Annotated in this window: 5 protein-coding genes; 4 read left to right on the forward strand and 1 reads right to left on the reverse strand. The window is 72.8% G+C overall.

The genetic code is table 11. From position 1 onward, the window contains the following. Positions 1-2,110: HEAT repeat domain-containing protein (locus ABZS97_RS42890; protein WP_356149015.1), on the reverse strand; the 2,110-nt coding region annotated here is incomplete at its 3' end. A 214-nt stretch (positions 2,111-2,324) separates the two neighbouring features. Here ABZS97_RS42890 and ABZS97_RS42895 point away from each other — a divergent pair. From ABZS97_RS42895 to ABZS97_RS42910, 4 genes are all read left to right on the forward strand, one after another. Beyond that, positions 2,325-2,744 carry a metalloregulator ArsR/SmtB family transcription factor gene (locus ABZS97_RS42895; RefSeq protein ID WP_356149021.1) on the forward strand — a complete coding sequence of 140 codons (420 nt, stop codon included), beginning with the start codon at positions 2,325-2,327 and terminating at the stop codon, positions 2,742-2,744. A gap of 130 nt (positions 2,745-2,874) precedes the next feature. After that, complete coding sequence (gene mgtA / locus ABZS97_RS42900) at positions 2,875-5,496, forward strand: magnesium-translocating P-type ATPase (RefSeq protein WP_356149030.1); 2,622 nt, start codon at positions 2,875-2,877, stop codon at positions 5,494-5,496. A 54-nt stretch (positions 5,497-5,550) separates the two neighbouring features. Continuing rightward, the gene (gene tatA, locus ABZS97_RS42905; protein ID WP_356149024.1) at positions 5,551-5,829 is read left to right on the forward strand and encodes a Sec-independent protein translocase subunit TatA; all 279 of its coding nucleotides are present in this window, start codon (positions 5,551-5,553) and stop codon (positions 5,827-5,829) included. A gap of 128 nt (positions 5,830-5,957) precedes the next feature. Continuing rightward, the gene (locus ABZS97_RS42910) at positions 5,958-6,533 is read left to right on the forward strand and encodes a TerD family protein (RefSeq protein WP_356149027.1); all 576 of its coding nucleotides are present in this window, start codon (positions 5,958-5,960) and stop codon (positions 6,531-6,533) included. Positions 6,534-6,594 lie beyond the last annotated feature (61 nt).

Below are 6,594 nucleotides of genomic sequence, written 5' to 3' on the forward strand. Positions count from 1 at the left end.
GGCGTTGCCGGGCCATCGACACCAGGGTCAGCTCGGCGACCCGGGCCGGACCACCGGACAGGAACGCGGCCTCGCGCCGGAGCCGTTCGTCCTCAAGGATGTCGCCGCCGCCGTAGCCACCGGAACGCGCCAGGTGCCGCCGTGTCGTGCCGAGTTCCGTACGGAGCAGGTCATGAGCCGGCGTCGCCGCCCGGCCCATCCGGGACAGACACGCGGCGATCGTGCCGCGGGTGTACGGGTTCTCGTGCCACGCGTGACGGAGCACCGGCAGGATCGGCTCCGGGGCCCCCGTGATGTCCCACAGAGCGCAGGCGGCGGCCGTACGCTCCCACACCCGCCCGCCGCCCGCGTCGTCGGTCTCGGCGGTGCCGCGCAGGGCGGGAACCGCTGCGCCTGCCGAGGCCCCCAGACGGCCCAGGGCTTCGGCGGCCGCTTGCCGCTGCCTCGGTCGCCCGGACGTCAACTCCCTTCGCAGTACCGGAAGTACGGTCTTCGCGTCCTCCTCCACGGACCAGAGCGCGGCTGCCGCCGTCGCCGCGCAGTCGCTGGTCAGCAGGTCACGCAGCGCCGGTATCGCCTCGTGCGCCGCCGGGCCGAACGCGCCGAGTGTGCGGACCGCCGCCTCCACGAGTGCGCTCCTGTCCGGCACCTCGTCCGGCAGCAGCCGCAGTACTTCCGGCACCGCGGCCTCGTGGCGCAGGGCGCTCAGCGCGAGCAGCAGCGGCGCGGCCCGGTCGTAGGTGTCGGCGGCGTCGAGGGGGACGTCGCCGAGCCGTGTCCGCAGCAGGGGAGCCAGCGGGGCCGCCGCCGGGCCCACGTATGCGACGATGCGCCCGAGGTCGTACGGCACGACCGGCTGCTTCAGCAACTGAAGGAGTGGCGGCACAGCCCGGGGGTCGCCCGTCCTCGCCAGGGTCTTCAGTGCGTCGCCCAGCGTCGGTGCCCCGCGCTCCCAGTGCCGGACCCAGGACTCGGGACGTGCCGCAACCGCCGCGGCCAGGTGCTCGGCGGCCGGTGCTGCCAGCTCGAAGAGACCGTCCAGCACATGGACCGCGGCTTCGCGCAACCGTGTGTCGTCCGCGTCGAGTTGCTCGCCGATCAGTGCGATGGGCTTCTCGTAGGAGGCACGCCACTCGCGGAACAGCCCCGCGGACATCCACACGGCGTTGCATCGGTCGGCCGGCGCCTCGCTCGTCAACTGCCCGTTGAGCAGGGCGATCCGGTCGGCCGTACAATCGCCGAGCGCGGAGTGGAGCGTCCGCAGCAGCCGCGAGCCCTCCTCGTCCGCGGGCCGCAGCACCCGCAGTTGACCGATGAGCGTGTCGGTGGCCGGGCGCTCGGGTTCCTCCGGCTCCGCGGACTCCTGCGACCTGGCCCGGAGCAGAGCGATGACGGTGGGCGCGAGGTCGGACGGCAGTCGCTCGGGCGCACAGCCGGCGAGCTGGCCGAGCGCGGCGAGCCGCTCGCCCGGGGCGTCGGGGGCGACGCTGAGCGCGATCAGGCTGTCGACGGCCGGAGCGGCAGCGGCCGGATGCCGTCGGGCGAACAGTCCGAGGCCCTCGACCAGGGCGGGCCGGACCCGGCGGTCCGGCTCGGTCTCCATGCGCTCACCCAACAGGCCGAGTACGCGGGCGGGTTCGTCGAGGAACCGCACCAGCGCACAGGGCGCCGCCCGGCGTACTTCCGGATCCCGGTCCTCGATCAGCTCGGCGAAGACGGCGGCACCCGCCCGAATCGCGGCCCGTGCCATCGCGTAGTTGTCCCCGGCCCCGGCCCCGTCGTTGCCGTACTCGTCCCCGTCGTCGTACTCGTCCTTGCGGTCGTCGCCGTCGAAGGACTCGTCCGCGTCTCCTCCGCCGATGCTCACGAGCAACTCCACGAGGGCGCCCCGGTCGGGCACCTCCGGGTGCGTGATCAGCGCGAACAGGAACGGGATGCACGCGAGAGTCGAGTCGTACACATCGCCCTGGTGGTGGACGGCGCCGTACATCCCGTCGAGGGCGCTCTCACGCTCGTCCGGGCAGGAGGAGGCAAGCCCTCGCAGCAGATCCGGAACCTTGTCCGCGCTTCCGTACGCATGTCGCATGGCGGCCCAATCGACCTCGTCCATCCCCGTGAACACGGTGTCCTCCCCAGACGCGTGGCAACTGATCGTGAGTGTGCACCACGGCACTGACAGTGAGGTGCGAGCCGGCGTGCAGAGGGCTGACGTGCGGCCGGTCGTAGGGCTGCCCCGGCGGGGGCGACGGAGCCCGAGGCATGGCCGGCGGCGCCCTAGACTGGCGCTTCACACGAAACGGCCCTGGCGGGACGGGAGGACGACGGTGGCGGCAGAGGTCGGCGGCTTCGAGGATCCGTCCGTCGAGGTGCTGGCGGAGGCCGCCGCGGCCTTCGGGCTGCTCGCCTCGTCGGCGCGACTGCACATCGTGTGGGCGCTGGCGCAGGGCGAGAGCGATGTGACCGGGCTCGCCGAACGGGTGGGCGGGGCGTTGCCCGCGGTGAGCCAGCACCTGACAAAGCTCAAGCTCGCCGGTCTTGTGCGCTCCCGACGCGAGGGGCGACGACAGGTGTACTTCGTCGACGACCCGGACGTCGTGACCGTCGTACGACTCATGGTCGGCCAGCTGACCGAGCGGGCCGACCGCGCCCACGGCGGCGACCGTGCCCACAACGCAGACCATGGCGACAGCGCCGAGCCTCACATTCCGACGGCGGCGCGTCGGATCCGCGGCCTTGGCGCCTGACACCGCCGCGACCGCCGGTCCGCCGCGTGGACGGCACGGGCCGCACGGCGGGGCGGCAGAGCTCGGCGACAGAGCAGGTGACGGACCGGGTGACAGACCTGAGGACCTCGCCTCGTTCACCTCCCTCCAACTGCTGCGGCATCTGGACACCGGGCCGCGCGGCCTGACCGAGGCGCAGGCCGGGCAACGGCTGGTCCGCCACGGCGCGAACACGATCACGGCCTGGCGTACGGAGTCCTGGCCGCGCCGCTTCGTCCGGGGCCTGCGCGACCCCTTCACCGCGGTGCTCCTGTGCCTCGGTCTCGTGTCGGCCACCGTGGCCGCCTGGGGGACCGCCGGTGTGATCCTCTGTCTGGTGGTGGTCAGTTGTCTGCTGCGGACGTCCGGCGAGCACCGGGCCGACCGGTCCATGGCGGGCCTGCGCGACCTGGTCGCCACGACGGCCACCGTGCTGCGGCGCGCCGACACGGACGGGCCCGGGCACGCCCGCGAGATCCCCGTCGGCGAGCTGGTGCCGGGCGATGTGATCCGGCTCGGCCCCGGCGACCTGATCCCCGCCGACGTACGGCTGCTCCGGGCGACCGGCCTCACCGTGCACCAGGCCGTGCTGACGGGCGAGGCCGCACCGGTGGCCAAGAAGGCGATCGACACCCCCGGCCCGCTGTCGCACGACGGGATCCTCCAGCAGCCGCAGCTCTGCTTCCTGGGCAGCGGTGTCGCCTCGGGCAGCGGCACCGCGGTCGTCATCGCGACGGGAGCGCGAACGCGGTTCGGATCCGCCTTCGACGGCTCCAAGGCCGGACCGGGAGCCGCAGGACGGCGCGTGCGTCGCGAGGCGAGTGCCTTCGACCGGTCGGTGCTCGGCGTCTCCCGGGTGCTCATCCGCTTCATGCTGCTGACGCCGCCGCTGGTTCTGATGGCGAACGCGGCGGTCCGCGGGCGCGGCTTGGAGACGTTGCCGTTCGCCGTCGCGGTGGCGGTCGGGCTGACCCCCGAGATGCTGCCGGTGATCGTCACCCTGTGCCTGGCCCGCGGCGCGGCACGGCTGGCCCGCACCCATGGCGTGATCGTCAAGCGGCTGCCCGCGCTGCACGACCTCGGCGCCGTCGACGTGCTGTGCCTGGACAAGACCGGCACCCTCACCCAGGACCGTCCGGTGGTCGAACGTGCCCTGGACGCGGACGGCAAGGACGATCCCGACGTCCTGCACTGGGCTGCCGTCAACGTCTGGTGGACGCTCCAGCTCGCCGAGCTGCCCGCTCCGGACGCGCTCGACGAGGCGCTCCTGGACGCGGCGGGCCCGGCCGGTGAGCAGTACGACGGAGTGGCGGCGCTGCCCTTCGATCCCGTACGCCGTCTCGCCACCGCGGTGGTCCGCGACCCGGCCCGCCTCGGCGTCCGCACACTGGTCGTCAAGGGCGCCGTCGAGAACGTACTGGAGCGCTGCGTACTGGAGCAGGACGAACGGGAGCGGCTGCTCGCTCTCGCCGCGCGCGAGGCGGCCGACGGGGGGCGGCTGCTCGCCGTCGCCACCGCCGAACGCCAGGCCTGTACCGGGACAGGAACCAGCACCGGTGCCTACGCGCCCGCCGACGAACGCGGTCTGACCTTCCGCGGCTTCGTCGTCCTCGGTGACGCGCTCGCACCGACCGCCGCGGACGCGCTGCGCGCCCTCGCCGGCCGGGGCATCGCCATCAAGGTCCTCACCGGCGACCACCCGGGCTCGGCGGCCGGCACGTGCCGCGCCCTGGGCCTGGAGCCGGGCGAGGTGTGGACCGCGGACCGCATCGACGCCCTCACCGACGCCGAACTCGCCGAAGCCGTTCGCCGTACGACCGTCTTCGCGCGCTGCACCCCCGAGCACAAGGCCCGGATCACCGCCGCCCTGCGGGCTGCCGGGCACACCGTCGGCTTCCTCGGCGACGGGGTCAACGACCTGCCCGCGCTGCGCGCCGCCGACGTCGGGATCGCCCCGCGCGACGCCGTCGACGTGGCCCGGGAGAACGCCGACGTGGTGCTCGCGGAGAAGGACCTCACCGCGATCGACCAGGCCGTGACGGCGGGACGGCAGGGCGGCGTCACCATCACCATGTATCTGCGCATCACGCTCTCCTCGAACCTGGGCAACGTCATCGCGATGCTCGCCGCCGGGCTCCTGCTGCCCTTCCTGCCGATGCTTCCGGCGCAGGTGCTGGCGCAGAACCTGTGCTTCGACGCGGCACAGCTCGCCTTCGCCCACGAGCGCCCGCATCCGGACACCCTGCGCCGGCCCACCGGGCTGCGCCCCCGTGACCTGCTGCGCTTCATCACCGGCTTCGGCGTGCTCAACGCCGTGGCCGACCTGGCCACCTTCGGGATCCTCGCGCTCGCCCTGCACGGGCCGGAGGCCATGGACGACGCGGCGGTGTTCCACTCGGGCTGGTTCACCGAGAACCTGACGACCCAGGCGCTGGTCATGCTGCTCCTGCGTCTTGGCCGGCGCGGCGCCGAGGGCCGTCGGGCACCGGGCCCGGTCGCCGGGGCCGCGGCCGCCCTCGCCGGTGCGGGGCTGTTGCTCCCGCTGTCCCCTCTCGGCCCGCCGCTCGGCATGACGGCGCTGCCGGCCCTCTACTACGTCCTGCTCGCCGCCGTCCTCGCGCTGTACGCGGTCGCACTGAAGGCCGCTCGGGCCCGGTACGACCGGCTCGCCGAGGGACTTGTCGCAGGTCCCGTTGATGGTTGTACAGTTGCGCAAAGTAGCAACCTTCGTTGAGGGCGGCGGCCGACGGCGCGTTCCTCGACCGATGCAAGGAAGAGTGGGGACGCGATGCTCCGCAACGGACTGGAACCCTGGCACCTGCTGGTCTTGGCGATCGTGCTCGTGGTGCTGTTCGGCTCGAAGAAGCTGCCCGACACCGCCCGCGCGCTGGGCAAGTCGATGCGCATCCTCAAGAGCGAGACCAAGGCGATGAAGGACGAGAGCGCCGCTCCCGACGCGCCCGCCCCGGGGGCCGCCGCGCAGGTGATCGCGCCGGCCGCGACCACCGTCGACGAGCCGGAGCCCGCCTCCCGCCCGGCCGCCGAGGCCGCGGGCACCGCGCACTGAACAGGGTTCCCGCGCCCCTGTGTTGCCCCCGACGTTTCGCTGCTTGCGCAACTGGTGGAACCAGCTGAGCCGTCCCGGCGTTTGAACAGGACGAGCGCACAAAGACACCAGAACATGGAGGAAGAGCCGTGGGAGTGACTCTGTCCAAGGGCGGCAACGTCTCGCTGAGCAAGGAGGCTCCGGGTCTCACCGCCGTGACGATCGGCCTCGGCTGGGACGTCCGCACCACCACCGGTGCGGACTACGACCTCGATGCCAGCGCCCTGTTGTGCACCGGCGCGGGCAAGGTCGTCTCCGACCTGCACTTCGTCTTCTACAACAACCTCACCAGCCCGGACGGTTCGGTCCAGCACACCGGCGACAACCTCACCGGCGAGGGGGAGGGCGACGACGAGTCCATCAACGTCGAGCTGGCCACTGTGCCCGCCGAGGTCGCGAAGATCGTCTTCCCGGTCTCGATACACGACGCGCAGTCCCGCGGCCAGAGCTTCGGCCAGGTCAGCAATGCCTTCATCCGCGTCGTGAACCGCGCCAACAACGCCGAACTCGCCCGCTACGACCTGAGCGAGGACGCCTCGACCGAGACGGCCATGGTCTTCGGCGAGCTCTACCGCCACGGAGGCGAGTGGAAGTTCCGCGCGGTCGGCCAGGGTTACGCGTCGGGACTGGCCGGGATCGCCACGGACTACGGCGTCAACGTCTGAGCCGGTAGCGCCACTCCTGTCTGTCGCGGCGAGGCCTGGTTCGGATCACAGAGATCCGAAC

The organism is Streptomyces sp. NPDC005485 (genome assembly GCF_040606085.1).
Taxonomy (GTDB): domain Bacteria; phylum Actinomycetota; class Actinomycetes; order Streptomycetales; family Streptomycetaceae; genus Streptomyces.